Source organism: Pseudarthrobacter phenanthrenivorans, assembly GCF_036455295.1.
Classification (GTDB): Bacteria; Actinomycetota; Actinomycetes; order Actinomycetales; family Micrococcaceae; genus Arthrobacter; species Arthrobacter phenanthrenivorans_C.
In genome coordinates this window covers 19,073-44,098 of sequence record NZ_JAYXNX010000024.1, presented here as the reverse complement: position 1 = coordinate 44,098, position 25,026 = coordinate 19,073, and the positions used below count along the sequence as shown (strand labels likewise).

Here is a 25,026-nt window from a genome sequence, read left to right as displayed (position 1 = left end):
CCACTTTCGGCATGTTCCCGGCGTCGTCCCAAGTTATAGCCCGCCACATGGTACTGACAGAGTCTTGATCCACTGCATCGCTCCCTGCCCGGTTGGGGCTCGGAGGTTACCGAGGGTGACGTGGAGGATTTGCACTCATTGTCATCGCTGAACTGTGATGACTGCTGCCGTTCCCGGCTGACGCTCCCTGGGCGACCGGGCTGCTGGGTCACGGACGTGGATGGTCGTCCCGGTGGGCAGGGCTCCCTGTATCAGAGGACGATCCAAGGTTTGCTGCCGGGTCATGAGTCGGGAAAAACGTCGCCCGTCACGGCCCCAGTGATCTGGTGGATGATGTCGGTGCGTTCCCCGACGCTGCCCAGGTCATCGCCCTTGGTATAGACGACGAGGGCGTAGGCGCGGCCGTCCTCTTCGAGGATGCCGGCATCGTGCAGCTCCCCGCCCAGCTCCCCGTACTTGTGATACACGGTAACGCCCGCCGGAACGGCGGCCGGGATCAGCGTTTCATCGTTCGTGTCCTGCATGGTGGACAACAGCTGCTGGGTGTCCGCAGCGTTCAGCAGGGTACCGGAGTAAAGTCCTGCGAGGATGCGGGCCATGTCTGCCGGGGCAAGCGTGTTGCTCTCAGGGTCGTACTGCACGCCCATGGAATTCGCGTAGTCCGTCAGCTCCTGATGGCCGACCGCGTTCATGATCAGCGACCACGAGTCGTTGTCGCTCTGCTGGATCATGGCCTGCAGCTGGAAGGACGCGGGATAGGCTCCCAAGAGCTCGTCCAGCGAGGCCGCGCCAGTTTCCACGAGGTGGTAGTACGCTTCCGCTGCAAGGACCTTGGCCGTGCTGGCGGCCTCAAACGGGTTCCCGACCCCGTACTGATGAACCTCTTGGGCGCTCCCTCCGGCCGTCACATCCATGAGCGCCACCCCGATCTGATACTCGGGGTAGGCGTCGATGATGCCATTAATTTTCGTGTCCAGATCCGGACCGATTACCTTCGCCGACCCGGCGGCGCCTGAGGCGGCGGACCCAGTCCGCGAAGTCCCCTTACGCCTCGCGGCAGGCATTTTCGTCGTGCTGCCGGACTGGACGGTGGACGGCGAACCCGCCTGCGCCATGGAATGGACGCCGACAGGCAGCGCCACGGCCAGGAGGCCGACGGATGCTGCCATGATGAGCGCGCGGCGGCGTCGGAACGCCCGGGAGCGGACCCGGGCGCCCCCGGGCCCAAAGGGTGGTCGCTCAGGGAGCCGGGGCCTGCGTATTTGCATAGTTCGTCATGCTAGCCCCAGAACCTATGCCGAAGCTTTGAACCCGCTGTACCGGGGTCCGACAAAAGAATCCAATTGCCGCACCCGCTGCCCGGCGGACAAACCCGTTGGCCCGGCTTATGCTTCCCGCGGCTCCCTTCGGAGCGGCTGGCCCATCCAGGAAAAGAAAGCCTTTTGAGGACTTCTCGTCCGGACGTTCAATGCAAAACGTGGCAGGCCGGCCTCAGAAGCCACGGGCGGGGCGTTGAGACAGACGACCGGCGATTGACGGCTACACCTGGCCGCTCAGCTGTGCCGTCACATTTCGTGAGCGGTCCCCCCGTTGGCCTGCGTATAGCTCGCGAGGACTGATCCTTTATCGAAAACAGAAATCGTTGCAGGGGAATACATCAACGTGGCACGGGTGCAGTCGAGGCCCTGCAGAGCCGCATTCGCCTTGGCAAGGACGCTACTGAAGTCGAGACCTTCCACGATGAAACGTCCGGCACCTATCCGGCTGACGTACTCCAGGACGTAAGTCATGGGCACAGCATCGCAGACCGCAGACCTCTCAACTAAGGCCAAAAGACCCCCGAGCTCGGAAGCGCCTTGACAGGGCGACTGGGCCACAAGACCTTGGTGGCCTGCGCCGTTAGAGACCGCTCCGGGCCTCCAGGACTACCTCTCAGCAGAGTCGTCCCCACCACGCGGGTCGCACAAGACCCTGACGCCTGACATGACGCAATTGGGGCAGCGTGTCGACGGACAGCTCCTGCCACCCCTCAAACAGCTGGACCGGCGGCTTTCTTGGGAGAACGTCGCGGGGGACCGCACCCCTGGCCGATAGAGCTGGGCGGGTCTTGCTCGTTTGGCCTGCTCAAAAGACGGCGTAGGCGGGGGGAGATCCCCGAAGTGGTGAGGTCAAGGGGGAACCTTTGAGCACGAACGTTACAGGTGGGGCTAAAGAAACGTCGTCCGGGGGTGCCGTGCCTGTTCCCTGTCCACCCAAGACGCGATTGGCAAGACCTCGTTTTGTAACCCAAGCTCCACGCTCGGCGCGTCGGGAACATGAGATGCAGCGAGTAATGCGCGACCTCGCAGACCTTGCAGCTGCTCGCCGCCCTCACGTCCCGTAGGGGCCGCCACAATTCCAGAGGCGATTCGCCGCTGCTCGCTGTTTGACCGTCCGCCCAGGGTCGACAACACCGCCACGCGGCGCTGGACGTCGTCCCCCGGTCATCGCCCCGAGAGGCGGGACACGATACATCATCATGATGCCGCGCCACGCCCATCATGGGAGCCTTCTCGCAGGCGGCAGACGCGGAAGTCAAGTGCCGCGTGGTGTGACAACGCTAGACTCACAAGCAATTACCCATGATCCGGGTGCCGCGGTGGTTCTGAGGGGACGCAGCATGACAAGTGAAGTTAATGGGCCAGGATCACCACCGGTCCTTCAAGTCCGGCAGCTGAAGGTGGCCTACGCCGACCGCACGGTGGTCGACGGAGTCAGCTTCACTATTCACCGAGGGGAGATTTTCGGGCTGCTGGGCCCGAACGGTGCGGGGAAGACCAGTACCCTCAGCGCGATCGAGGGACTGCTCCGCCCGGCTTCAGGTGCCCTGCTGGTGGACGGGATCAATGCCGAACAGCAGCCGCTTGCGGTCAAGGCCCTCCTGGGTGTGCAGCTGCAGTCCTCCAGTTTCCAGGCGGAACTGAACATCGAGGAGATCGTCAGGTTGTATGCAGGCCTGTATGGGGTGAAGCTCTCCCGAGCGCAGATCCGCGAAAGCCTGCACGTTGTTGGTCTTGGCGAGGAATGGGGTAAGAAATTCAAACAACTCTCCGGCGGCCAACAGCAACGACTCGCGCTGTTCATCGCCACCATCCACAAGCCCCACCTGCTCCTACTGGACGAACCGACTGCCGGATTGGACCCGCAGTCACGCCGAGGATTATGGCGACGCATCGAGGAACTCCGCGCAGAAGGCAGCAGCATCGTTCTGACCACCCACTCCATGGAGGAGGCACAGGCCGTCTGTGACAGGGTAGCCATCATCGACCACGGGGTGCTGCTCACCGAGGGAAGCCCGTCGGACCTCATCGAGAAACACCGGGAAGACCTAGGGTGCTCTCCGTAGCTCATGGGGCGCCGACTTTGGAAGACGTCTTTATCGGACTGACAGGAAGTGAGATCCGTGACTAAAGCCCCCATCCAGGCCGGCCGGCCGCCGCTGGGCCTGGTCATGAAATCCCTGCTCCGGGCTGATTTCATGGTGCTGTTCAACAGCAGAACATCACTGTTCCTGAGTATGCTCCTGCCAATCGTGATCCTGCTCGCCAACACCTTCGGAAAAAGCCAAGGCAGGCTTGGCGGATCCAGCATGGTCATCGGCCTGGCCCTGACCTTGGGCCTGCTGACCTCCGGGCTGTTCGGATACACCCTGGCCCTGGCCCACGACCGCGACGTCGGGGTGCTGCAACGGCTGCGGGTCACCCCCTCACCGGCATGGACGATCATGACAAGCGGCGTCCTGGTCCAGGTAACCGTCAACCTCATCGCTTCCATCATCGTCATCATCGTGGCGGCGACAGCGTACGGGCTGAGCCTCAAACCCTGGCAATACCTCTTGGTCATTGCGGTCGCTATCCTCGGCGCGGCCATGTTCCTCGCGATCGGCCAAGCCATTGTCGGATTGATTCAATCCACCAGCGCCATCAACGCGATCAGCCGCATCCTCCTGATCATCCTGCTCCTCCTCGGCCTCCTGGGCGGAACCGGCATCCTCGGTGACACGATAAAGTCCATCGCGTCCTGGTCACCCGTCGGAGCGCTCATGACACTCTTCGCCGACACACTGAACGGCACCGCATGGAGCGCACCGGACACCAACGCACTCCTGGCCTGCATTGGTTACATCGCCGTGTTCTCCCTGATCGGCGTCCGCTGGTTCCGCTGGACCTCGCGGTAACGCTTAGCCTCCAACCTAAGGACTTATTCCTTCTGCAGCCCCTCCACTGCCGACAGCATGCAGGTGGCGTGGTTCGTGGAAGCAACTTGCACATGCTACTCAGAGCCGGACGTCTTGAAGACGCAGTACATCCGGTGTGGAGAAGTCCACCCGGATTGGGCGTCGAGATAGGTGACTGCTGGGGAAAGCTATCATGTCGGGTTTCGCCGACAACCCCTGTTTTGCAAGCCACCCTCCTCTGCGACTATCAGCCTTAGCTGGAGACCGTTTACCAAAATTTACCTGCGCCAAGACGGTTACCGTGCTCCGGCGGGCTGACAGAATCTCGTCTATCGGCTCTCCAAATCGGCTGGCGCAGTGCGCACTTTGTGGCTGTCAGGGCTGCCCCTGGGGCTCCTGAACGAACGACTTTCGCCCGCACTTAATGGCATTTAAGGATTCTCCAGCCTTCATCTGCCCTGCAGCCGGGGGTGGCGGCCGGCAAGGAACGGGCCGCTCGGGCGGCTGTGATTGATGTGATTCCCCAGGCTGGCTGGCAATCGTGGGCTGCCGACACCACCGGACGGTCCGTTCGTACCGAGGAGTAACATCCCGGGCCTTCCGGCCCTAACGCGAGGCGCCGCGCCAGGTGGACGTTGGAATTGTGCATTCCAAATTGGTCAGCCTGCCAGCCACGCGCGCGGGGCAGTTGCCGTGACAGAGGCTCACTGCCCTGAGTGCGGAGCGCCGGTCATCACCAGGACCCTCGAGAAGCACACTTCGGATGACGGGCTCAAACTCGTGGAGGTCCCGAACCGCAGCAGCAACCCCACCTGCCCTTATCACCACGGGCCGTTCCCATACGGCGCCTTCAGGTTGCGGGACCACCAGGAGTAATGGGCGCTCTATTCTTGACGCGTGGAGACCTACCGGCTCGCATACACGAACGGCGCCGACATAACGATCTTTGATGCAGCCGACAACGTGGAGGCCGTGTCCCTCGCCGATGACTTCGACAAGCGCCACGGCGCCAGCGCGACCACCTTATGGCTTCGGCAAAGCGACGGGAGCTGGGCCGCCGTGGAACGGTCACACTAAAGCGGCAGAGACCCCCCAACTAGGTCCCTCTGCCGCCGAGAAACGCCCAGCGCACGCTGGGCAGTTCCTGGCGCTCATGCCAGCGAACGGATCAGATAAGCAGAAGACCCCGAGTCCTTGGGGGTGGCTCGGGGTCTTGCCGGCTTTCCAGACACCGGTGACCGGTGCCGTACTCGCCTCATCAGGCTACCGCTGAGTATCCCCCTTGGCCAACATGCATATTTGCAGGGTTCACCTGCGCCAGTGCAGAGACGTGGCTGCCGCTTCAGAGCCCGACGCTTGGGGCGAGGGGGTAGGAGGGATTCTCGGGTGAGTTCGCCGCCTCGACCGACAGCGCGCTCCCGGCGCCAGTAGACCAGCGTCCTTGCCGGGACGGGGTGTGCGATCGACAGACGCCCTCCTGCGGCAGATCCCGCGATAACCGGGAAGGCCCCTCGGACAAGCCTTCCAAAATAGCCGAGCAAGGTTGACGGCAACAGGGATGGGTCTCAGCGTGACTGCCGGCTGACTGCAGATCCGGGGAAGCTGATGGGACCGACTCATTCAGAAATATGCCGGCAGCTGAGCCGGTGGAATGCTCCCAGGAGCATTCCACCGAGGCAGGGCGTTGCTAGAGTCGTGATGCCGTAGCTGCCGTTGATAGTGCCAGGGAGGTCAGCAGTGTCCGAGGACCGTGTTTCCTACGGCTTTCCGCTGCCGGAAGGGGAAGTGTGCCCTACCGGCTCGTTTTTGTTGTCGCTGGAGTCGGGCCGCAGCGAGTGGTCTGACGGCCTGTACAAGATACACGGTTATGACCGCGGCGAAGTCGTTCCCACCCGGGAGCTGGTACTGGCCCACATGCACCCAGAGGACCGGGACGCCGCACGACGGCTGATTGAGACCCTGGCCCAGGGCGGCGGGATCTCATCAAACTTCCACCGCATCCTCGACAGCAAGGGGCAGGAACACCGGGTCCTCACTGTCGCTGAAGCGGACCGGGACGAGGCAGGGCACGTGGTTGCCATCCACGGCCTGACCGTTGACCTGACCCGATCCATAGCCATCGAGAGCGGCCACGCCGCTGCCTCGGCGTTGGTCAACGCCTACGCCAGCCGCAGTATTATCGAGCAGGCCAAGGGTATCCTTATGGGCCACTTCCAGATCAGTCCGACCGAGGCGTTCGACCGGCTCGCGGCCTACAGCCAGAACATGAACGTCAAGGCAGCGGCCCTGGCCGCTCAACTCGTCAATGCAGCAGAAAAGCGGTCGATTCCCGTGATTCTCGACGAATGGACAAGGCGTGCAGGCAGAGCCTGAAACCCGTCAGCGGGGGCCCGGCTACACCTCCTCGACGGCCCAGGACAGAATCAGGTCGTCGTACTCGTCGAGCTCCAAAAGGCCGTATATGTAGGCCTCAAAGTCCAAGGGATCGGCGTCGCCGCCGTTGGCAAAGTATCTGAGCCAGAGACAATCGATGCTGACGTGGTCCTGCTGCACCATTCCCCGGGCTGTTTCGCGCGGATCTTCCATGACGGTCTCGTTACTGCCGCAATGACGTTCATGCGGCGGCTTCTGATGTGGTCCTTATCCCCACTGTTGGAGCTACCGTCCACACTAAATATTGCGCGCACCAAAAGTCACCCCCTCCCCTCACCGCCTGCAGCGAAGTGCAGCGGTACAGCCAACAGTCAGCCCGACACCTCTACTACGGCATCGACCAGCCGCCGCTTGTTGGACATGTCGTCCCGGGACGCTTATCCGGCCGACCGGCGGACCGCCCGGGAGGCAGCGACGGCTCCGGCAGCGTCCGGGCGATGGGGTGACGCAGGTTGGGCCGGTTGGGTGAGACGGGGCGGGGGTCCTGACGGGTCGGAGATCGCCGACCGCATTCGCTCCCGGCCCAGCCGGTTCCCTGACGCCTGGGTGGATGTGGTCTACGCGACTGCGAGGCGCTCTGATACCTGGACGGCCCACCACTAACTCGGCCACGGTGGACTCCGCAGGTGCGCCCGCTCGCAAGGAGATGTTCTTGCGTTCTAAGAATCGAAGTTGCGAATAAGAATCCGCATGCAATTTAACTTGCGCCGCGTCCTGATTCGGGGTTGTATTGGCGAGGGCCAGTTACCTGGATCACATCTTTTGATGAAAGTAGGACATTGTGCCAACCTCGGCTCTTTCCTCGAATGCGCTGAAGCACTCGATCAACACCCGTCAACTCACAATGATCGGCATCGGGGGCGTCATCGGCGCCGGCCTCTTTGTCGGCAGCGGAAGCACCATTTCCGGGTCCGGTCCCGGTATTGTTCTTGTTTATCTCTTCGTCGGCCTGGTGATCATTCTTGTCATGCGGATGCTGGCGGAACTCGCCACCGCCAGTCCGGAAACCGGGTCCTTTTCGACCTATGCCTCTCGGGAACTGGGCTCGTGGGCTGGTCTCGCGGTCGGCTGGCTTTACGCCTTCCACTGGTGTGTGACGGTGGCCTTTGAAGCGATTGCCGGAGCCGCCGTTGCCGCACAACTGGTGCCGGGGGTCCCGACGTGGGTTTACGCGCTGGTCTTTATGGTGATCCTCACGGCGGTGAACCTGGCGGCTGTGACGTCGTTTGCCCGCTTCGAATTCTGGTTCGCCATGATCAAGGTTGCTGCCATCGTCCTCTTCATTGTCGTCGGCATCGCAGCCTTCCTCGGTCTGTTCCCCGGTTTCCAATCCCCCGGGGTCGACAACCTGCTGGGACACGGCGGCCTCTTCCCCAAGGGCATGACCCCGGTACTGCTGGCCACGCTGACGGTCTTCTTTTCGTACTTCGGCACGGAACTCGTCACGATCGCCGCCGGCGAAGCCAAGGACCCTGTGCTGGCTGTCCGACGGAGCATGCGGAGCGTCTCCTGGCGGATCCTGATCTTCTACGTTGGCTCGATTCTCATTGTCGTGACCCTGCTGCCGTGGGACGCCACCGAAGTAACCAAAAGCCCGTACACGGCGGTGCTCAACGAACTCCACGTGCCCGGCGCCCAGCTCGTGATGAACCTGGTCGTCCTGACGGCCGTCCTGTCATGCCTCAACTCCGGCATCTATTCTTCCTCCCGCATGCTGTTCTCCCTTGCCCGCCGCGGCGAAGGCCCGCGCGCCCTGGGAACCACCGGGGCGAACGGTGTCCCGGTCAAGGCCGTTCTGGCCGCTTCCAGCGCCGGGTTCCTGGCCGTGATCGCCAACTACTTCCTTCCGACCGGCACCGTCTTCACCTTCCTGCTCAGCTGCTCGGGTTCGGTGGCCATCGTCGTTTACCTCACGATCTGCGCAACGCAGATCGTCGGACGGCTCAAGAAGACGCCGGCCGAGCGGGATGCGCTTCCCGTGAAGATGTGGGGCTTCCCGTACCTGTCCTACCTCGTGGCCGCCATCCTGCTCGTCATCATCGGCGGAATGGCCCTGACCCCGGCCTCGCAGACACCGTTGGAGCTCACTAGCCTCATCACCGCCATCGCGGTGGCCGCAGGTGTGGTGCACCAAAAGAGGACGGCGCGGACCGTCGCCGCCCCGGTCGGCGCCGGTCGTCCCGAACTGGATGACGTTCTCACCAACGACCACTAGCGGCCGGGCATCCCGGCAATCCTCACCTTCGACTTCCAACAGGAGACATCATGACCATGCACTCGGCCACCCTGGCCATCAACGAAGCGATGCAAAAACGCAAAGCCAACGGCGAAAAGCTTCTCCACCTCGGCTTTGGGGAGTCCGGCCTGCCGGTCCCCGAATTCATCACCCAGGTCCTTCGGATCTCCGCTGACCAGAACAGCTACGGAGCCGTCGTCGGCTCTGTAGAGGCAAGAAGCGCCGCCGCAGGCTGGTTCAGCCGCCGGGGACTTCCCACGGACGCAGACCAGATTCTCCTCGCTCCAGGCAGCAAGTCGCTCCTTTTCGCCGCACTCGCCTGCGTTCCCGGCGACCTCATCCTTCCGCGCCCTTCATGGGTGAGCTACGCCGCCCAGGCCGCGCTGCTGAACAAGCCAATCATTGACGTCCCGATCCCCGACGACGCCGGCGGCATCCCGGACCCGGACCTCCTGGAGGCCGCCATCATCCGGTCGCTGTCGAGCGGCGGAAACCCCGGCGTCCTGCTGCTGACCGTTCCTGACAACCCAACGGGAACGATGGCCCGTCCGGAAGCCGTCCAGCGGATCTGCAGTATCGCCCAGAAGTACGAACTGGCGATCGTCTCTGACGAGATCTACGCGGAAGTGGTCCACTCCGGCTCCGCGCCGTCCGCCGCCTCCTACCTGGAATCGCGAACCATCGTCACGACCGGCCTGTCCAAATCCCTCGCCCTGGGCGGATGGCGGATCGGCTTCGCCCGGGTCCCCCAGAACGAGTGGGGACACAAGATCCTCGACGACATGATCGGGGTCGCCAGCGAAGTGTGGTCCAGCCTCGCCGCCCCCATGCAGGCGGTCGCCGCGTACGTCCTGAACGAACCGGAAGAAGTCACGGAGCACATCAGGCGCTCGGTCCGTCTGCACGCCATCGTCGCCAACGCCGTGTATGAGGAGTTCATCGCCGCAGGAGCTGCGTGCCGCAAGCCCACAGCAGGTTTCTACCTCTACCCGGACTTCGAGCCGTTGCGGGACCGGCTCGAAGCCAAAGGCATTTGCTCCGGCAGCGACCTCGCGGGCGTCCTGCTCGACCAGCACGGTGTCGGTGTCCTCGCCGGCGAAGCGTTCGGTGATGACCCGTCGGGGCTGCGGGCCCGGGTGGCAACGAGCCTCCTGTACGGCACCACCCCGGAAGAGCGGTGGGAGGCCCTGGCCTCCGACGACCCGCTGACCCTGCCCTGGATCGCTGCAGCACTCGACCACCTGCGCTCTGCCCTGCACGAACTGACCAGCTAGGACTGCAAAAGCACAAGGGGTGAGGAATGATCGGCTTGCAACTAGAGTTGCGTGCAGACCATTCCTCACCAGGCGGGAGAACCCATGACCGTGGACACCTACCGGGAACTGACACGGGTGCTGCAGGAACGGCTCCCTACCCTGGCGCCGGGTCAACAACGGATCGCCAAGGTCCTGCTCGACGATCCCGACGGTACAGCGTTCCGGACCATCGCCGAAACTGCGGACATCGCCGGAGTGAACCAGTCCTCCCTGGTCAGGTTTTCCGCGCTTCTGGGTCTGAAGGGCTATCCGGCCCTCGTCAAGCTCTGCCAGCAGAACTTGGCCAAAGAAGCGAACCTCATCAACCGGCTGGAACAGTCTGAGAAACACGCCGAAAGCCAGTCGCTGTTCGACGCTGTCCTGGAGCACGAAAAGAGCAACCTGCTCCGGACGTATGCACGGATCGAGGAGGCCGACTGGTCGCGGACTGTCGACCAGCTCAGCCAGGCGCCCCGGATCTATGTAATGGGTTTGCGGAAGTGCTCCGCCATTGCCCAGCTGTTCACTTACCTGCTGCACCTGGTGCGCCCGGGTGTTGAGCAGATCGCCCCTGCAACCGGTGTCATCATCGATCAGCTGCGCGACCTCGACCCGGAGGGCGTCTTCGTCGCCATGTCTATACGCCGCTACACGGCCGACACGGTAAGGGCCCTCAAGCATGCCAAGGACAGTGGGCTCAAAACCATCGCCCTGACCGATGATCCGTCTTCCCCTCTCGCGCGCCTCGCAGAAACCACGTTCTACATCGACACCGAAGGCGTCACCATACTCCGCTCGATGTCAGTCTTCACATCGGTTGTCCAGACACTCGCCACCGCGGTCACCATCCGCAGCGGCGCACGCAGCCGGAACGAACTCATGCTCGACGAGCAGCTCCTCGAGGACTTCAACGTCTACTACAAGGACTGACGGGGCAGCCCGCACCGTTCACCGGGCACCGGCTTCATAGGGGCCGAGTTGCTCGAAGCGACATGCACGCTTTTCCTGACGCCTGGGTCGACGTCGTCTACGCCACCGCACGGCGGTCTGACACTCGGACTGCCCACCACTAGGACGGAGCGTTCCCGCGTTTCTCGGCGCGGCTGATGAGCTTGCTCGGGGCGATCCCAAGGACGGCGGCGACTTTGATCAGGGTCGTGAGAGGGATGGTGCGGTGGCCATTCAGGTATCTGTTCAGAGCGATTGCCCCGACCCCGACGGCGTCCGCCAGGTCCGCCTGGGACATGTTGACCCTAGCGAGTTCATCTCGAATCTGTTCGTTCAGCGCGGGGAGAAGACCAGCCCAGGTTTTGTCCATTTGGATAAGTCTAGTGACGGCGTCCCCCTACTCCAGTGCCCGCCCCTCCCCCAGTTCGGCGTTGGCCATCTCGCAGACGTCGAACCAACCGCGGGAGGTACTGACGAGGACCTTGGTGTAAGCGTCGAGACCGTACCGGCCCATCGCGCTGTAGAGCGCTTCGCATACCTGGGTGCGGATCCAGGCGTGCTCAATCCCTGGGGTAATGGAGGGTTCCCGGCCGAGGTCGATAAGGCCGTGCCACTTCCGGGCGAGGCCGTTGATGTGGATGGTCAGCTCGCCCTCGTCGTCCTTCCAGACATCCACAGCCGCGGCCGGTGTGCGGACCTCGGCGTGGGCGATGACAGAGCTGCTCACAGTCCGGCCGCCTCGTGCAGCTGGACCCATTCGTCCATGGATTCCGGGACGGGCAAGGCCATCTTCAGCGCCGTGTGGTCGTAGGAACCCAGGCGATCGGCGACCCGCATGATCTGGTTGGGCCGCTCTTCGTGCTCCAGGACGATCATGGCCCCGGCGCAGTGCATGGACTGTCGGTGGTCTCCCCGCCGCCGTCCTCGGAAGAATAATCCAAGGTCTTGTGGCAATGGAATGAGTCCCCGGCGTGCAGGTGGCCAGCGATCTCCCGGGCCCGGTCCGGGTCCAGGAACAGGGACCGGTCGGTGCGGAACGGGCAGGCGCCGCAGGGCTGCTTGAGGTTGAAGGCGGTGACGGGTGAGGTGGCCATGGTTCCTATGTGTGCGGAACCGGCCCTAGCCTGCGCCACACAGCTTATGCTTTCAGCCATGGGGGACGCAGAATCAGGTGCCGGGACCACTCCGGTGCTGGGGCGGGTCGCGGTCGGGATTTGCGCGGCGGCCGTCCTGACCATCGTGGGCGTACTCACCGCGGACGCCGCGTCCAGCAGCACCGCCGCAGTGCTGACTGCCACGGCGCCACCATCGGGACCCCTCGGGCTGCTGGCGTTCGGGCTCGGGGCTTCCGTCATCCTCGGACTCATCGTCGCGGTGAACTCCCTGACCGCGCCCGATCCGGTCTACGGGAAGAATCTCTTCAGACGCAACGACCTCAGAGGGTTGGGCGAAGCTGCGCCGGCCATGCCGCTCTTGGGTATTTCGTTCGTGATCTACTGGCTCGGGTTCAGCGGAGTCACCTGGTTCGGGTGGAGGCGCGACGAGCCCGCGTCTGCCACGGCCCAGGTAAGTGCGGACCTGGCACTGGTCGGTGCTGCCGGCTTGGCTCTGTGGATGATCCTGGTTGCTCTCGGCAAGAGATCGCGGCCCGCGGCCGGAAGTGGCGCGTAGAAGCAGCTCTCTTCGCCCGGTCCTAGAAGGGCGCCAGTCCCCCGGAGCGGATGGCCCGACGTCAACGGGTTTGGGCTATTTGTCCTGGCCCTTGCCCAAGCCGCCCTTGCCGTTCCCGTTGTTGTCTGCCGGCTCGGGTGACGGTGCCGGTGCTTCCTGGATGACGACGGGATCAGGTGCCGGGACAGGCTCTGCGATGACGGACGCTGGCGCGGGCGCGACTGGGGCGTCCAACTGCACAGGAGCCCCAGTCGCCGGCTGCGGCGCCGGCTCGGGTGCGCTGTCCGCAGGGGGAGATGCGGGCTCGGTGGGCTTGACGTCGCCGGCCTTCGTCACCGAGGCTGCTGGGGCGCTCAGCTGGACGGTGGACAGGTCGGCGCGCACCGCTGCGATGACCGTGGAGATGCTCCGCTTCTTGTCCGCGGACAGCCTGCCCCTGGCTGACGTTGCTTCCAGGTCGGCTGTTATTTCGTCCAGAGCCTGCAGGGCGGCACCGGTATCGGCGGCGGCCGCGGCCCTGGTCACGTCCAGGACCTTGGCCTGCAGCTGCCGGGCAGCCTCTGCCTGAAGGCCGGTCTCGGCCCGGGGCGCACCCGGTCAACAGCCCCGCCAGCAGTACCGCGGCAACGCCAAAGGCCGGTCCGAACGACCTCATGCGTCGGGCACCGCGGGGCGGAACAGAAGGCATACTTCCACATTCTTCAATTGATCTGGGGTGCGAGCTTTTGAGGTGCGGGCCGCGCCATTCCTGGCCGGCTGCTCGCTACCGATAATCTACGGCCGGGTAGCCTATGCCCCGGTCAGGCGCCGGATCTGCCCGGTGGGGAGCTGGATGTGGATCGGCAGGACCAGCTGGACCGGCTGAGTGCCGACCGGTTCGTCGAGAAGGTCGTTGATCGACGTCTGCCCTTCCAACTGTTTCCGCGCTTCCACGCCACCAACCTAGGCGGGATCAATGGGCCGGGAGTGGTGACACGCAGAAGCCCCGCCCGGACGAACCGGCCGGGGTCCTGTGGGCTGATCTCAATTGTCCAGACACCCTCTGGACAATTGGGGCCTACTTGCGGTGGTCAGCCGAAGCGCCGTGCGGAGCTGCGGCGTGGCTGGCCTGCGGAGCGGCGGTCGCCGGTACGGCAGGAACAGCCTGGCTTGCTGCGGTGGAGGTCGGTGCCGTGGACGGGGCCGGAGCGGCGTGTGCCGGGTCCTGGCGGTGCTCGGCAGCATTGGCGTGCGCCCACACACTGTTGCCCGGCTCGGCAGGCTTGCCGGTCTCGGTCGGTGCAGGCTCAGACGGCTCCGTGGTGGCGGGGTCCGTCGGGTCGGTGGTCGCAGGTGCACTCGGGTCCGTCGTCGCCGGCGCGGAGGGGTCCCTGGTGGCAGGTGCAGACGGATCGGTCGTGGCCAGCGCGCTCGGGTCCGTGGTCGCCGGGGCGGTCGGGTCAGTCGTCGCGGGTGCCGAGGGATCCGTGGTGGCCGTGACCGTGGGCGTGGTCGTTGTGTCGGCTGCGACGGTGGCGGCTACTGCGGCTCCGGCGCCGCCAGTGGCAACGACAGAGGCGACGACGACGGCTTTACCGGTGGTGCCCAGGGCACCGAGAAGGGCGGAGATACTTGGCATGTTGGTCCTCCCAGAAGCAACAAGAAAAGGCGGTTGGGGACAGGCGGGACCCATCGGCGCGCGACGTTACCTGCAAGATGGAAAAACCTCACCTCCGAAAAGTGATGATCGAAGCCAGCGCCCGTGGGCCTGACGCGGACGTATAACCAAGGCCCCTGATGGTTGCCTGGAATAACCATCACCGTCACCTGGATTTCATTCGGCGCCCTTAGTTTTGCCACCATGACACCAGTCACGAACCCCATCCCTGAATCCAACAATGAAGAACAGCCCAGCCGCTCGGTGCTGCGTAAGCTGTCCCGTTCCGTCCGCACCCATAAGCCGCTGGCCATAGTTGCCGCCGGATGCACGCTCGCCATCCTGGCCGGAGCCGGCGTCGCTGCCGCCTCGACGATCCCCTTCGGCCAGCAGCAGGTCGGTTCCGAAAACGAAAACGGGGAGCAAATCTCCTCGGACCAGGAAATCAAGCCCATCGGTGACCGCCTGATGACGCCCTTCGGCAAGATCATGGGCTCCACCCTCAGCCCGGACGGCCGTTTCCTCGTCGGAACCAGCGCCGACCGCTCTGTCGATCTGCAGGTCTTCGACCTCAACACCTACAAGCCGGTCGCCGCGGCAGGCACCCAGGCAGCCACGGCCTTCGCGACTGCGGCAACCAACGCCGGCTACGGGAACATGGCCTACCAGCACATCACGGATGGATCAGTGGGCCAGGAGGGCCCGGTCTTCTCACCTGACGGCAAGTTCCTCTATGAGCCCGTCGCGACCGGCATCGTCCGCTACCCGTTCAACCCAGACGGGTCGCTCGGTACCGGCACGAAAATCGACATCCCCACAGCCGGTGACAAGCAGGCCCTAACAGCTGGCATGGCCTTCTCCTCTGACGCTTCCACCCTGTACGCCGCCGTGAACGGGCAGAACACGGTGGTCGCGATCGACGCCGCTGCTGGCACCATCAAACAGACCTTCAGCACGGGCATCGCCCCGCGCCAGCTGAAGTTTGTCGGGACCAGGCTTTACGTCTCCAACGAGGGAGGCCGTCCGGCCGTACCTGGCGAGGCAACCATGAACTCCTACGGCACCGATGTCCCGGCCGACCCCAAGCTCGGCACCTCAAAGACCGGCACCCTGAGCGTCATCGACACGGCGAACCCCGCCACTCCGGCGACTTCCATCGACGTGCAGCTGCACCCCACCGCCATGTACCTTGACGGCGCCACCCTCTACGTGGCGAACACCAACAGCGACACCGTCTCGGTCGTGGACACGGCCAGCAACAAGGTCCTCCAGACCATCGCCACCCAACCGTGGTCCTCGTCCCAGGTCGGCTACGAACCGACAGGCATCACCATGCAGGCCGATCACCTCCTGATTTCGCTGGGCCGCGCGAACGCCGTCGCCGTCTACAAGGTCAACAAGCAGGATGCCAAAGACCCCGCCAGCTACATCGGCCTCCTGCCGACCGACTACTACCCCGGAAACGTCACCGCGGTGAACGGCCAGATCGTGGTCACCAACATCCGCGGCGTCGACGCCCGCGGCCCGGAAGTGACCATCAAGGAGGGCGCCGGAACCGATGCCGCGACCGGACACGGAACACACTCCACCACGGCTTCGCTGACCAAGTTCCAGATGCCCGACGACGACCAGATCCGCCAGTACACCGAAACGGTCTTCGAGCAGAACGGCTGGGACGGCGGCTCCGCCAAGCAGGCAACCCAGGGCCAAACCGACCATGACCCGGCCGTCGCCGTACCAAAACGGGTCGGCGAACCGTCAGCCATCCAGCACGTGTTCCTGATCGTGAAGGAGAACCGCACTTACGACCAGGTCTACGGCGACATGCAGAAGGGCAACGGCGACGCTTCCGTGGCCCAGTTTGGGGCGAAGGTGACCCCGAACCAGCACGCTCTCGCCACCCAGTTCGGCCTCTACGACAACACCTACGACATCGGCACCAACTCTGCCGAGGGGCACAACTGGATGATGCAGGGCGATGACCCCGCCTACACCGAAACGAGCGCCGGCGAATACAAGCGCTCCTATGACACTGAGGATGACGTCCTGGGTCACCAGCGCTCCGGCTTCCTCTGGACCGCGATCCAGGATGCCGGCAAGACCGCCAGGAACTACGGCGAGTTCGACTCCGAAGAGGGCAAGCCAGCCGGTGCCACCTGGCAGCAGTACTACTGCGCCGCCACCAGCACCATGGCCGGCGGCGACCCCGCCCAGCTGTTCACCCCGGCGCTGCAGATGCACGCCAGTTCGTCGATCCCCTCGCTCAAGGACATCACCGACCCGAACGCGGCACCGTTCGACACCGCCGTACCTGACATCTACCGCTACTCGACCTGGAAGCAGGACTTCGAGAAGAGCGGCCCGAAGAACTTCCAGATGATGTGGCTCTCCAGCGACCACACCGGCGGCACCGCCGACCCCCGGGCCCAGGTCGCCGACAACGACCTCGCCGTCGGAAAGATCGTCGACGAAATCTCGCACTCCCAGTACTGGAAAGACTCCGCGATCTTCATCGCCGAGGACGACAGCCAGAACGGCGCCGACCACGTCGACGGCCACCGCGCCCCCGTCCAGGTCATCAGCCCCTACGCCGTCCACGGCAAGACCGTCAGCACCTTCTACTCGCAGATCAGCATGGTCCGCACCATCCAGCAGATCCTCGGCGCCCAACCGCTGAACCAGAAGGTCGCCGCGGCCACGCCCATGTTCGACGCCTTCACCAACAAGGCTGACCTGACGCCGTTCAGCGCCGTCCCGAACCAGATCCCGCTCACCGAAGGCGTCAAGACCGCCCCGGAATGTGGGCTGGATACGCTGGGCCAGACCGGGCCCGCCGCGGCCACGGTCAACAATGAGGCCGCCAAGGCCGTCGCCGTCCCGGCGCCGATGAAGGACACCGCCGAGAAATGGGCGGACTGGTCAGAGAAGCAGCACCTGACCGGCAACGGCGCGAAGGAAGACGCCGCGGATCCCAACCTGTTCAACCGGTGGACCTGGTACCAGACCCACAACTGGTCGGACGCCTACCCCGGGGACGAAAGGATCTACGGACCCGACGAGGTCCCTGGCATTTCCGCCGGCTCAACCAACCACGAGGACGACTGACCGTCCCCTGACCGACAGGACTCCCGCCGGCCGCGTCCGCATCCAGGACACGCAATGACAGGGTCCCGGCTCCCCCTCGGGGCCGGGACCCTGTCACGTCCTGGGCGCAACCTTAGACCGTGGGCGCGTCGGCGGGCGTTTGCTTCCGCAGTGCTGACTGCTTTCGCTGCCCGTAAGGGGTCAATCCCCGGGGCTTGTATATGGCCAGCACCGTCGCTACGAGCAGCACCACAATAGCCGCGGCTGCTTTGGTCGCAAGGTCGCCCCGCAGCCCGGCGGACGTGCTGTTGGACCAGATGGGCGCCAAAGCTGCCTGGGAGAGCCGGCTGGTCGGACCGAGGTGCAACAACAGTGCGGCGGTACACAGGACATTGATCACGAGCTTGATGACGACCCAGTAATGCCGGAAAAGTCCCCAGGCGGTCCCCAGCGACGAAACCAGCCCGGTCAGGAGGGAGGCCAGGCAGAGCGGGAGGATGACAAACCATCCCGTCGGCCCAAGCGCGGCGTCCGTTGCCCGCGCCAGCTGGTCCTCGGAGGTGGTCAGTCCGACGAGGGTGAGAACGAAGTAGACGGCTACTGCGCCGATCCAGCCAACTGAGGACAGGACGTGAACGGTCAGCGCGAGCTTCCGCACCGAAGGGGCCAGGAGCATCAGTGTCCGCCCATGTTCATATGGGCCATTCCGCCGCCAAGCAGGTGCAGGCCCAGGAAGGCCAGGACCGCCACAACGCCAACGACGATGAACCCTTTCACCCATCGGGGCATGGCCCCTCCTCCGCTATGCGGACGTTCCGATGTGGTCCGCGGATCCTGACGGGGAGTTTCGCTCATGGTGTTTCTCAATTCTTCGCAACGGGTCGTTCAGCCGAAGTTATCAATACAGACTGTATTGATCAAGACAGCTTGTCGCCGTGTTGTCCTCGTGTATTGTTTGAAGGTGCCCAAGCTCTGGAATGAGACCATCGAAGCGCACCGCCAGACGGTGCAGGATGCCATACTGGACGCCGCCCACACGCTGGCCAGGGAGCGCGGGATCACTTCCGTAAGGATGTCTGAGATCGCGACCACGGTGGGTATCGGCCGCGCCACGCTTTATAAGTACTTCCCGGATGTCGAATCCATTCTGGTTGCCCGTCATAAAAGGCATGTGGCCATGCAGCTTCGGAAACTGGAAGAACTGCGCGACCAGACCCAGGATCCGTCTGGGCGCCTGCGCGTCGTCCTCACGGGGTACGCATTCATCGCCCACCACCGGAAGGAGCACGGCGCTACAGACACATCAGCCCTCGTTCACCGTCCTGAGAACATCTCCGGCATCGAGCAGCAGCTGACCGATCTGATCGCCGGGGTCCTGGCCGATGCCGCCGACGCAGGAATCGTCCGGGTGGACACTCCCAGTGAGGAGCTCGCAGCCTTCGCACTTCATGCGTTGACAGCAGCCGCGGCACTCCCGGACGCACAGGCGATTCACCGTCTTGTTGCTGTCGTGACAGCCGGCCTCAAATAAGCCGGAGCGTGGGGTTCGGTCTGCGTGCCTCGGTCCGCACGGCTGAATTCTGGACGGGCCGGTGCCCGGACCGCAGCCACACTATTCTCCTTCTCGCATCGGAGCTATCTGCCGCCCATGACTCTGTGAGTCTGTTGCCCCGTGACCCTGCGGGTGCTGTAGTCCCGGACGTGCCGGCCGCTGGCCCGGCCAATCCCTCCCGGGCAGTGTCGTCTTCTCGACGTACCGCGACCTGCTCGTCCCACGCTTGGGCCGCACGGCTTCCCTGGGCGCCGGTGCCCCGTCGTAGGTCTTCATGTACCGGTAGAGTGTGGCCTTGGACCAGCCGACTGTCTTGGCCGCGTGCTCCGCGGTCTTGCCCTGGGCCATCAGCTCCTTGGCCGTGTTCACCCGGTCCCGGGCAATGGTCTCCTCCATCGGGGCCGGCCCGAACCGGACCCCGCGCTTCTGTGCGCTGATCACCCCGGCCCGCACCCGCTCATTGATGAGTTCTCTCTCGTACTCGGCCAGGGTGGCCATGATCGCCAATTGCATACGTCCCTGCACGCTCGTCGGGTCCAGGTTGTCCATGATCGAATGCAGCCGGGTACCCCGGGAGGTGAACTCCGTAACGGTGTTCAGAACGTCGATCACCGAGCGCCCGATCCGGTCCAGCCGCCAGAAGTAGATGTCGTCTTCCTCGCGGGCGTAGTCCATGAGCGCCTTCATGCCCGGCCGCTCCTTGGCCTCCCTGGCGCCGGAGAGTTCGTCGGTGAAGATCCGGTTCGGATCGACGCCGACCGAGATGCGCGCCTCGATCTGCATGCTGGCGTCCTGGTCCGAGGTGGAGATACGTGCGTAGCCGAGTTTCATCAAATGCCCCTGTCGTCGCAGTCCGGGTTTCCTCGAGGATTCCTGAGACAACAACTTGTACCGGGCTGGTGAGACATTTTTCGCCCAGAAACCGCGCGGAAACAGGGATTAGAGCATCGGTGTCATTACCTATAGTTCATGAGACGCAGGGAGGCATCGTTCACTGCTCCTTGAGCCGGCGGTCGCCCTCCGACGTCTTGCCCTCCAACAGAGCGGTCAGATTCAACACTTGTGCGGTGAGTTTCTGCAGTTCCTGCTGGACGGGCGCCTCGGCTGCGTCCAGTTCGGCCTGGGTTTCTTCGGCCACGGCCTGCACCATCCATGAGGCGACCGAGGCGGTCACCACGCCCAGGACGGCGACACCGCCGATCATGAGGCCCGCGGCGACACAGCGGCCCAGCACGGTGATTGGGTAGTGGTCGCCGTAGCCGACGGTGGTGATGGTTGTCAGGGCCCACCAGATCGCATCACCGAAGGTCGTCAAGTTTGAGCCCGGGGCGTTCTCTTCGACGTCCAAAACGGCCAGGGCGCCGGCGTAGATCAGCAGCGCGGCTGCGCCGAGGACGTAGGTGAGTACCTTGCCGCGAAGGGCGTTGCCGCCGAAGCGGTGCATGACCCGTAGCAGGGTGACCAGCCGCAGCAGCCGCAAGGGCCGCAGGGCAGGCAGAGCCACGATAGCGAGCTCGTGAAGATTCCTGAGGAACCAGCGCCAGCGCTGCGGCGCCAGAGCCAGGTTGACCAGGTAATCGATGACGAATACCGCCCAGGTCACCCAGATCAGGACCTCGATGAGGAGGGATTCCGTGTTGGCGATGACTTGAATGGAGTAGGCCGCCAGGAAAATCAGCGATGCAACGGTCAACGGCCATTCGGAACGACGGTTCCATTCCTGCTGGGTCATTTTTGAAGTCTAGGACGTCGGCAATCCGGGTAAGAAGCCAGACGTCACGAACACAGCAGAAGTCGCTTCGCTGCCTTCACCCTCTACGTGGTTGGCCTGATAGCTGTCCCCCTAATCAGTCTGGCCACGCTCAGGAAAACGCTGCACAGGCACCACTCACGGAAAGGGGAAAGATTCCAGATAAGCACCCCACCCTGGACCGGCGGGATTCCGGAACGGCAGACCATACGGGGGCCCCGCAGACGAGGGTGCCTCCGCGCTTCACTGCGTTAGGACCCGGGACCGGACCTTCGCCGAAGTCTCAGGCCGGTCACGAACCAGTGGCCGCCCGCGAGCATCAGTACGAAGCCAACCCCGCCGATGATGGTGAGCCTCGAAATGATCCCGGAGATGACTACTGCCATTCCGACCATCACCGCCAAAACACCACAAACGGAATATAACCGTGCCCGGTCGACTAACGCTCCGGAACGCAACTTCCGGTCCAGACCAGGGTCAGCCGCCGCCAGTTCCTTCTCGAGCTTTTCAAGGCGCCGGCGCTCATTCTCAGAGAGAGACATACCCCGCCTTCCTGCGTCCACCGTATGCCGGAGAGCAAGGTTGCCGGAACAAGGCGCGTCCCGTCCTACCAGCGATGCTCCGACACCGGCGGCAGCCTCATTGGTTGCGATGATCTCCTACCCCAAATCCACAGCCCCATACCTACTTAGGCCAGAAATGAGATCAACGAGATCAGGTCCGTTGGCCTACCACGAACCCCAAGAAGAACCGGGTCTTGAAATCCGACTTTCATGCATGCTTACTGGAGATACAGCCGTAGTGAACGGTTGTGACGATGCAGGAGGCAACGCCATGGGACTGGGAGATAAGGTCCACAACGCCGCTGAGAAACTTCACGGCAAGGGCAAGGAAGCCGCGGGCGACGCCAGTGGCAACGACCGGATGAAAGCCGAGGGTAAAGGCCACCAGGTCAAGGCCGATCTCAAGCAGGCCGGCGAGAAGATCAAGGACGCCTTCAAGAAGCACTGATCCAAACCGCGAAAGGGCGCGCCCATCTGGGCGCGCCTTTTTCTGTGCCCGATGAGGGTCAAAGAGACATTATCTTTCTTCTCCCGAGATCAAGGCCCAGGCACAGTCAGCGCCCCGGCGGTTCATCGAANCAAGGACGCCTTCAAGAAGCACTGATCCAAACCGCGAAAGGGCGCGCCCATCTGGGCGCGCCTTTTTCTGTGCCCGATGAGGGTCAAAGAGACATTATCTTTCTTCTCCCGAGATCAAGGCCCAGGCACAGTCAGCGCCCCGGCGGTTCATCGAAGACAACTGGCACACCGGCACCATCGGCGACTCCTCAGCCGACGCCACCGCCGGATCCATGAACTCCATGTTCAGCTTCCACCACGAACGCAACGGCAAGGTCCTGCTCAACGAACAGACCGGCGCCGTCGCATCCATCAGCCACAACGGGCACCCCAGCTCGGGAGACTAAGGCACCGGACCGTCAAAGGGGACCAACCAGTCCCCCAGAAATGCCCGGGCTCCTGAGACACCGTCAGGAACCCGGGCATTTCCATATCCCGCTTGATTATCGGCAGCCGGGGTGACGTCAGGCGATGCACGCACAGCAAAACAGTGGCCGGTAATCGTGCCTTGCAATCCCCTGTTCCAGATAATGCATGCTCTTCTTCCTGACCCGACATTCATACCGTTCCGATGGGAAAAGCGTAGATTGTGGGCATGAGACGCACCTCCACCCTTCGTCGTGAAGTTCTCGCGGACCGGCTCCTTGATGTCGCGGAGTTTACGCACGCGCACTGGTTCTTCGGGAACCTCTACGAGGCCCTCGTGAAAGTGCCTCATCGAGTGGCTGCATCGGAGGCAAGCCAGGAACTGCCCCGGACCCCGTTCGGGGCAGGCAGCCCGGGGCGCTACTACGTCCCGATAGCCCCGCTCAACACCCCAGCAGCCTTCGGCGCCCTTCTGGCTGGCTGGAACCGGCCACGCACCAGGGCCTCCCTGGTCGTGGCGGCCACCAGCTCGGCCGTGGGCGCTGCTGCCACCGCGTACGTGCTCCGGTTCCTGAACCCGAAGCTGTTCTTCAGCCCACAGCCCCTCAATGAGGACCAGCGCCGCCCCTTGCTGGCACAGTGGTACAGGATCCACGCCGTACGGCTCACTGCCAGTGCTGTTTCCTTGGCCGCCGTCCACCACGCCCGGACCATCAGGCTCAGGAACCACTGACCCCGAAAGAAAACGCAGAGCGGGTTCGGTGGGTGGCCGGACATCCCGACAACTCCCAGCTACGCCGCGCGTGTGTTGTACGTTGGAACCCATGGGAAGCTTGTCCCCCAGAACAGTCCGGGGTCCGTATGGCTGAGGAATTTACGGTGGCCGGAGGCAAAGCGGTTCTCAGCCTCCGTACGGACGGGATAATGCACCTGGTATGGGCCCCGGGCTCCCATGTTAGTGAAGAAGACGCCGACTCAGCTGTCACGATGATGAACCAGATCTGCGCCGGAACCGGCGGGGGCAAGCCATTGCTTGTCGATATGCGGAACGCCGGTGTCACGTCGTCGGGCGCCAGGGACGTGTTCGCCATGCCGCACGCCGCGTTACGAGTAGCGTTGCTCGGTGAATCCCCTGTCGACGAGGTGATTGCCAGTTTCTTCACCCGCGCCCACCGGCCCGCGCGCCCCACCCGCTACTTCACCTCTGAGTCCGAGGCCATCATCTGGCTCTCCCGCTGCTGACTACGCGGCCACATCATGCTTAGAGCATGCCGGGATAAGGCGCCACGCCTTTGCTGGCTCTGCCAGCAGCCGACGCGCTAGGGATGGTCAGCCGTCGAGCTGGGCGCGGCGGAACCGCAGCTCTCGAAGTGCCCCGTTCAGGGGTGAGCCGGTGAAGGGCAGTGCCCCCAGATCTATGGCCTGCGTGGCGGCCGATGCGACCTTATTGGCAGCGGTGGCCGCCCGTGCGGGGAGCCCGATGCTGGCTGCGAACTCCTGCCAGTGCTTGGCCTTGAGGTTCTTCTCCCTGCCTGTGACAGTGAGGGCCATGGTGTCGTCGCCGTACAACAGCGTGCAGGGGATGTCATAGACGGGGGCCACCACCCAGCCGCCGTGCCGACCTTCAAGGACAGAGACGTTCTTGGCATGCAGATCCCCATTGCCTGTCAGCCAGGCGAAGACGAACTGCAGGTAGAGATTCCTTACCGCGACAGCCTTGGCCTTGCACAGCCCGGCCAGTGCCAGCACGACATCCTCCGAGCTCACGGCATACTTTGAGGCCGGCGGGAGGTCCAGGACCTGGGCGGCGTCCTCCAGCGCCAGGCGGAGGGGTTCGCCGTCGGCGCCACGGTCGAACCGTTCAACCAAGAGCCCGGGCAGGCCGTTGCGGTCCGTGACGATGCTGTGCCTGGTGACCGGGATCTTCAGGGCCTTCGCCCCGGCAAGGTGCGCTGCTTCGTTGAGAACCAGATGCGGGTGCTGCGGCGGATCAAGCTTGAGCAGGTACCGGCGGCCGGCAAGGGCAAGCGGGGTGGTCAGCATCGAGGCACTGGCCTTTGTCTGGACACCGGGCAGCCCGTGCGGATCCACTGCGTCGGCGAAGGCGGCGAAGTCAAGGTCCTCCGGGCGGGAAGTGTCCGCCAGCGGCGGCGGCTCCTCCGGCGCCTCCCCTGCGGGCACGATCTGAACATCGCCGGGCACATCCGAACCGACAGCCAGGAGAAGGCTGAGTTCATCGCCCAGGCTCGTCTTTACTGCATCCTTCAGAACCGTAAGGCGGTGACCTTCGGGCAGGAGACCGGAGAAGAAAGACGGCAGCGCTCCGCTGGGCGCCTCTAGGGGGTCCGCGCTGAGGGGCAAGGTGGTGCTGACAGGGCGCCCCCCTGATGTGCGGTAATCGGACGCGTAAGAGAAGGCGACCGTCCCCCGGTCGGTCCTGTCCAACTGCCCGGCCAACGAGCCCGCCTTGTATACGTCCGCAGTGCGGACAAACTTCAGCCGATGCAGATCCTCACTCATCGGATGGCCTCAGGTGCAAGCCGACCGCGTTGGCGGCGGCCACGACCGTTGCAAGTGACGGATTGCCTGTCCCTGTCTCGATCGCGTGGATGGTTCGAGAGGAGGTCCCGATCAAGTCGGCCAGCGTCGCCTGCGTGATGCCGGCTTCCCTCCGGGCCCGCCTGATGCCGGCACCTATGGCAGCGACGTCTTCCATGC

29 protein-coding genes are annotated in these 25,026 nt (G+C 64.0%); 13 read left to right on the top strand and 16 right to left on the bottom strand.

Annotated elements, in window-relative coordinates; all coding sequences use genetic code 11:
• Window positions 1-281: 281 nt before the first annotated feature.
• Both VXJ37_RS20100 and VXJ37_RS20095 read right to left on the bottom strand, forming a co-directional pair.
• Window positions 282-1,169, bottom strand: coding sequence for a serine hydrolase (locus VXJ37_RS20100; protein ID WP_331324774.1), 888 nt, complete (start codon window positions 1,167-1,169; stop codon window positions 282-284).
• Window positions 1,170-1,565: 396 nt separating this feature from the next.
• Entirely contained in the window at window positions 1,566-1,790 is a 225-nt protein-coding gene (locus VXJ37_RS20095; protein WP_331324773.1) for a hypothetical protein, read from the bottom strand.
• Between the two features lie 869 nt (window positions 1,791-2,659).
• Here VXJ37_RS20095 and VXJ37_RS20090 point away from each other — a divergent pair.
• The 4 genes from VXJ37_RS20090 to VXJ37_RS20075 all read left to right on the top strand — a co-directional run bounded on the left by VXJ37_RS20090 (window position 2,660) and on the right by VXJ37_RS20075 (window position 6,589).
• Window positions 2,660-3,385, top strand: a complete 726-nt coding sequence (locus VXJ37_RS20090) for an ABC transporter ATP-binding protein (RefSeq protein WP_331324772.1) — start codon at window positions 2,660-2,662, stop codon at window positions 3,383-3,385.
• 57 nt (window positions 3,386-3,442) lie between these two features.
• Window positions 3,443-4,216, top strand: a complete 774-nt coding sequence (locus tag VXJ37_RS20085; RefSeq protein ID WP_331324771.1) for an ABC transporter permease — start codon at window positions 3,443-3,445, stop codon at window positions 4,214-4,216.
• Window positions 4,217-5,113: 897 nt separating this feature from the next.
• Window positions 5,114-5,293 carry a hypothetical protein gene (locus VXJ37_RS20080; protein WP_331324770.1) on the top strand — a complete coding sequence of 60 codons (180 nt, stop codon included), beginning with the start codon at window positions 5,114-5,116 and terminating at the stop codon, window positions 5,291-5,293.
• Between the two features lie 660 nt (window positions 5,294-5,953).
• Window positions 5,954-6,589, top strand: a complete 636-nt coding sequence (locus VXJ37_RS20075) for a PAS and ANTAR domain-containing protein (RefSeq protein WP_331324769.1) — start codon at window positions 5,954-5,956, stop codon at window positions 6,587-6,589.
• 21 nt (window positions 6,590-6,610) lie between these two features.
• Here VXJ37_RS20075 and VXJ37_RS20070 read toward each other — a convergent pair whose 3' ends face one another.
• Entirely contained in the window at window positions 6,611-6,802 is a 192-nt protein-coding gene (locus VXJ37_RS20070; protein WP_331324768.1) for a hypothetical protein, read from the bottom strand.
• Between the two features lie 628 nt (window positions 6,803-7,430).
• On the opposite strand from VXJ37_RS20070, the gene VXJ37_RS20065 reads away from it, so the two are divergent.
• From VXJ37_RS20065 to VXJ37_RS20055, 3 genes are read left to right on the top strand one after another with little or no spacing between them, the layout of a single operon-like run.
• On the top strand, window positions 7,431-8,864 hold the full coding sequence (locus tag VXJ37_RS20065) for an amino acid permease (RefSeq protein WP_331324767.1): 1,434 nt from the start codon (window positions 7,431-7,433) through the stop codon (window positions 8,862-8,864).
• A gap of 50 nt (window positions 8,865-8,914) precedes the next feature.
• Window positions 8,915-10,159 carry a pyridoxal phosphate-dependent aminotransferase gene (locus tag VXJ37_RS20060; protein ID WP_331324766.1) on the top strand — a complete coding sequence of 415 codons (1,245 nt, stop codon included), beginning with the start codon at window positions 8,915-8,917 and terminating at the stop codon, window positions 10,157-10,159.
• Window positions 10,160-10,210: 51 nt separating this feature from the next.
• Complete coding sequence (locus tag VXJ37_RS20055; protein ID WP_331324765.1) at window positions 10,211-11,110, top strand: MurR/RpiR family transcriptional regulator; 900 nt, start codon at window positions 10,211-10,213, stop codon at window positions 11,108-11,110.
• A 139-nt stretch (window positions 11,111-11,249) separates the two neighbouring features.
• On the opposite strand, the gene VXJ37_RS20050 is transcribed toward VXJ37_RS20055, so the two are convergent.
• From VXJ37_RS20050 to VXJ37_RS20035, 4 genes are read right to left on the bottom strand one after another with little or no spacing between them, the layout of a single operon-like run.
• Window positions 11,250-11,498, bottom strand: coding sequence for a helix-turn-helix domain-containing protein (locus tag VXJ37_RS20050; protein WP_331324764.1), 249 nt, complete (start codon window positions 11,496-11,498; stop codon window positions 11,250-11,252).
• 27 nt (window positions 11,499-11,525) lie between these two features.
• A complete protein-coding gene (locus VXJ37_RS20045) occupies window positions 11,526-11,855 on the bottom strand; it encodes a hypothetical protein (protein WP_331324763.1) in 330 nt (109 codons plus the stop codon).
• A complete protein-coding gene (locus VXJ37_RS20040) occupies window positions 11,852-12,022 on the bottom strand; it encodes a hypothetical protein (RefSeq protein WP_331324762.1) in 171 nt (56 codons plus the stop codon). Before VXJ37_RS20040 ends, VXJ37_RS20045 begins: the two co-directional genes overlap by 4 nt.
• Complete coding sequence (locus VXJ37_RS20035) at window positions 12,001-12,222, bottom strand: hypothetical protein (protein WP_331324761.1); 222 nt, start codon at window positions 12,220-12,222, stop codon at window positions 12,001-12,003. The genes VXJ37_RS20040 and VXJ37_RS20035 overlap by 22 nt, the downstream gene beginning before the upstream one ends.
• 58 nt (window positions 12,223-12,280) lie before the next feature.
• On the opposite strand from VXJ37_RS20035, the gene VXJ37_RS20030 reads away from it, so the two are divergent.
• The gene (locus VXJ37_RS20030) at window positions 12,281-12,799 is read left to right on the top strand and encodes a hypothetical protein (protein WP_331324760.1); all 519 of its coding nucleotides are present in this window, start codon (window positions 12,281-12,283) and stop codon (window positions 12,797-12,799) included.
• Window positions 12,800-12,874: 75 nt separating this feature from the next.
• On the opposite strand, the gene VXJ37_RS20025 is transcribed toward VXJ37_RS20030, so the two are convergent.
• From VXJ37_RS20025 to VXJ37_RS20015, 3 genes are all read right to left on the bottom strand, one after another.
• Window positions 12,875-13,324 carry a hypothetical protein gene (locus VXJ37_RS20025; RefSeq protein ID WP_331324759.1) on the bottom strand — a complete coding sequence of 150 codons (450 nt, stop codon included), beginning with the start codon at window positions 13,322-13,324 and terminating at the stop codon, window positions 12,875-12,877.
• A 264-nt stretch (window positions 13,325-13,588) separates the two neighbouring features.
• Window positions 13,589-13,732, bottom strand: coding sequence for a hypothetical protein (locus VXJ37_RS20020; protein WP_331324758.1), 144 nt, complete (start codon window positions 13,730-13,732; stop codon window positions 13,589-13,591).
• A 124-nt stretch (window positions 13,733-13,856) separates the two neighbouring features.
• The gene (locus tag VXJ37_RS20015) at window positions 13,857-14,417 is read right to left on the bottom strand and encodes a hypothetical protein (protein WP_331324757.1); all 561 of its coding nucleotides are present in this window, start codon (window positions 14,415-14,417) and stop codon (window positions 13,857-13,859) included.
• Window positions 14,418-14,639: 222 nt separating this feature from the next.
• Here VXJ37_RS20015 and VXJ37_RS20010 point away from each other — a divergent pair, with 222 nt between their 5' ends.
• The gene (locus VXJ37_RS20010) at window positions 14,640-17,540 is read left to right on the top strand and encodes an alkaline phosphatase family protein (protein ID WP_331324756.1); all 2,901 of its coding nucleotides are present in this window, start codon (window positions 14,640-14,642) and stop codon (window positions 17,538-17,540) included.
• A gap of 112 nt (window positions 17,541-17,652) precedes the next feature.
• Here the strand turns inward: VXJ37_RS20010 and VXJ37_RS20005 are convergent, their stop codons facing one another.
• Window positions 17,653-18,195, bottom strand: coding sequence for a DUF2269 domain-containing protein (locus VXJ37_RS20005; protein ID WP_331324755.1), 543 nt, complete (start codon window positions 18,193-18,195; stop codon window positions 17,653-17,655).
• A gap of 285 nt (window positions 18,196-18,480) precedes the next feature.
• On the opposite strand from VXJ37_RS20005, the gene VXJ37_RS20000 reads away from it, so the two are divergent.
• Window positions 18,481-19,050: a TetR/AcrR family transcriptional regulator gene (locus tag VXJ37_RS20000; protein WP_331324754.1), complete on the top strand. Its 570-nt coding sequence runs from the start codon at window positions 18,481-18,483 to the stop codon at window positions 19,048-19,050.
• 81 nt (window positions 19,051-19,131) lie between these two features.
• Here VXJ37_RS20000 and VXJ37_RS19995 read toward each other — a convergent pair whose 3' ends face one another.
• The 3 genes from VXJ37_RS19995 to VXJ37_RS19985 all read right to left on the bottom strand — a co-directional run bounded on the left by VXJ37_RS19995 (window position 19,132) and on the right by VXJ37_RS19985 (window position 21,363).
• Window positions 19,132-19,902 (bottom strand): recombinase family protein, encoded by a 771-nt coding sequence (locus VXJ37_RS19995; protein WP_331324753.1) that lies wholly within the window; start codon window positions 19,900-19,902, stop codon window positions 19,132-19,134.
• Between the two features lie 160 nt (window positions 19,903-20,062).
• Window positions 20,063-20,803 carry a potassium channel family protein gene (locus VXJ37_RS19990; RefSeq protein WP_331324752.1) on the bottom strand — a complete coding sequence of 247 codons (741 nt, stop codon included), beginning with the start codon at window positions 20,801-20,803 and terminating at the stop codon, window positions 20,063-20,065.
• Between the two features lie 269 nt (window positions 20,804-21,072).
• Window positions 21,073-21,363, bottom strand: coding sequence for a DUF3040 domain-containing protein (locus tag VXJ37_RS19985; RefSeq protein ID WP_331324751.1), 291 nt, complete (start codon window positions 21,361-21,363; stop codon window positions 21,073-21,075).
• Between the two features lie 292 nt (window positions 21,364-21,655).
• On the opposite strand from VXJ37_RS19985, the gene VXJ37_RS19980 reads away from it, so the two are divergent.
• From VXJ37_RS19980 to VXJ37_RS19970, 3 genes are all read left to right on the top strand, one after another.
• Window positions 21,656-21,832: a CsbD family protein gene (locus VXJ37_RS19980; protein ID WP_331324750.1), complete on the top strand. Its 177-nt coding sequence runs from the start codon at window positions 21,656-21,658 to the stop codon at window positions 21,830-21,832.
• 705 nt (window positions 21,833-22,537) lie between these two features.
• Window positions 22,538-23,041 (top strand): hypothetical protein, encoded by a 504-nt coding sequence (locus VXJ37_RS19975; protein ID WP_331324749.1) that lies wholly within the window; start codon window positions 22,538-22,540, stop codon window positions 23,039-23,041.
• A gap of 128 nt (window positions 23,042-23,169) precedes the next feature.
• The gene (locus tag VXJ37_RS19970; protein WP_331324748.1) at window positions 23,170-23,550 is read left to right on the top strand and encodes a DUF7793 family protein; all 381 of its coding nucleotides are present in this window, start codon (window positions 23,170-23,172) and stop codon (window positions 23,548-23,550) included.
• An 87-nt stretch (window positions 23,551-23,637) separates the two neighbouring features.
• Here VXJ37_RS19970 and VXJ37_RS19965 read toward each other — a convergent pair whose 3' ends face one another.
• Together VXJ37_RS19965 and VXJ37_RS19960 are read right to left on the bottom strand one after the other, a co-directional pair.
• Window positions 23,638-24,828, bottom strand: coding sequence for a type II toxin-antitoxin system HipA family toxin (locus VXJ37_RS19965; protein WP_331324747.1), 1,191 nt, complete (start codon window positions 24,826-24,828; stop codon window positions 23,638-23,640).
• Complete coding sequence (locus VXJ37_RS19960) at window positions 24,821-25,024, bottom strand: helix-turn-helix transcriptional regulator (RefSeq protein WP_331324746.1); 204 nt, start codon at window positions 25,022-25,024, stop codon at window positions 24,821-24,823. Before VXJ37_RS19960 ends, VXJ37_RS19965 begins: the two co-directional genes overlap by 8 nt.
• Window positions 25,025-25,026: the final 2 nt, after the last annotated feature.

Bases quoted from the DNA above. Each gene is read 5' to 3' on its own strand.
- VXJ37_RS20100 (WP_331324774.1), bottom strand. From the start codon at position 1,169: ATGGCAGCATCCGTCGGCCTCCTGGCCGTGGCGCTGCCTGTCGGCGTC.
- VXJ37_RS20095 (WP_331324773.1), bottom strand. From the start codon at position 1,790: ATGACTTACGTCCTGGAGTACGTCAGCCGGATAGGTGCCGGACGTTTC.
- VXJ37_RS20090 (WP_331324772.1), top strand. From the start codon at position 2,660: ATGACAAGTGAAGTTAATGGGCCAGGATCACCACCGGTCCTTCAAGTC.
- VXJ37_RS20070 (WP_331324768.1), bottom strand. From the start codon at position 6,802: ATGGAAGATCCGCGCGAAACAGCCCGGGGAATGGTGCAGCAGGACCAC.
- VXJ37_RS20060 (WP_331324766.1), top strand. From the start codon at position 8,915: ATGACCATGCACTCGGCCACCCTGGCCATCAACGAAGCGATGCAAAAA.
- VXJ37_RS20050 (WP_331324764.1), bottom strand. From the start codon at position 11,498: ATGGACAAAACCTGGGCTGGTCTTCTCCCCGCGCTGAACGAACAGATT.
- VXJ37_RS20040 (WP_331324762.1), bottom strand. From the start codon at position 12,022: ATGCACTGCGCCGGGGCCATGATCGTCCTGGAGCACGAAGAGCGGCCC.
- VXJ37_RS20035 (WP_331324761.1), bottom strand. From the start codon at position 12,222: ATGGCCACCTCACCCGTCACCGCCTTCAACCTCAAGCAGCCCTGCGGC.
- VXJ37_RS20030 (WP_331324760.1), top strand. From the start codon at position 12,281: ATGGGGGACGCAGAATCAGGTGCCGGGACCACTCCGGTGCTGGGGCGG.
- VXJ37_RS20015 (WP_331324757.1), bottom strand. From the start codon at position 14,417: ATGCCAAGTATCTCCGCCCTTCTCGGTGCCCTGGGCACCACCGGTAAA.
- VXJ37_RS20010 (WP_331324756.1), top strand. From the start codon at position 14,640: ATGACACCAGTCACGAACCCCATCCCTGAATCCAACAATGAAGAACAG.
- VXJ37_RS20005 (WP_331324755.1), bottom strand. From the start codon at position 18,195: ATGCTCCTGGCCCCTTCGGTGCGGAAGCTCGCGCTGACCGTTCACGTC.
- VXJ37_RS19995 (WP_331324753.1), bottom strand. From the start codon at position 19,902: ATGAAACTCGGCTACGCACGTATCTCCACCTCGGACCAGGACGCCAGC.
- VXJ37_RS19990 (WP_331324752.1), bottom strand. From the start codon at position 20,803: ATGACCCAGCAGGAATGGAACCGTCGTTCCGAATGGCCGTTGACCGTT.
- VXJ37_RS19985 (WP_331324751.1), bottom strand. From the start codon at position 21,363: ATGTCTCTCTCTGAGAATGAGCGCCGGCGCCTTGAAAAGCTCGAGAAG.
- VXJ37_RS19980 (WP_331324750.1), top strand. From the start codon at position 21,656: ATGGGACTGGGAGATAAGGTCCACAACGCCGCTGAGAAACTTCACGGC.
- VXJ37_RS19975 (WP_331324749.1), top strand. From the start codon at position 22,538: ATGAGACGCACCTCCACCCTTCGTCGTGAAGTTCTCGCGGACCGGCTC.
- VXJ37_RS19970 (WP_331324748.1), top strand. From the start codon at position 23,170: ATGGCTGAGGAATTTACGGTGGCCGGAGGCAAAGCGGTTCTCAGCCTC.
- VXJ37_RS19965 (WP_331324747.1), bottom strand. From the start codon at position 24,828: ATGAGTGAGGATCTGCATCGGCTGAAGTTTGTCCGCACTGCGGACGTA.
- VXJ37_RS19960 (WP_331324746.1), bottom strand. From the start codon at position 25,024: ATGGAAGACGTCGCTGCCATAGGTGCCGGCATCAGGCGGGCCCGGAGG.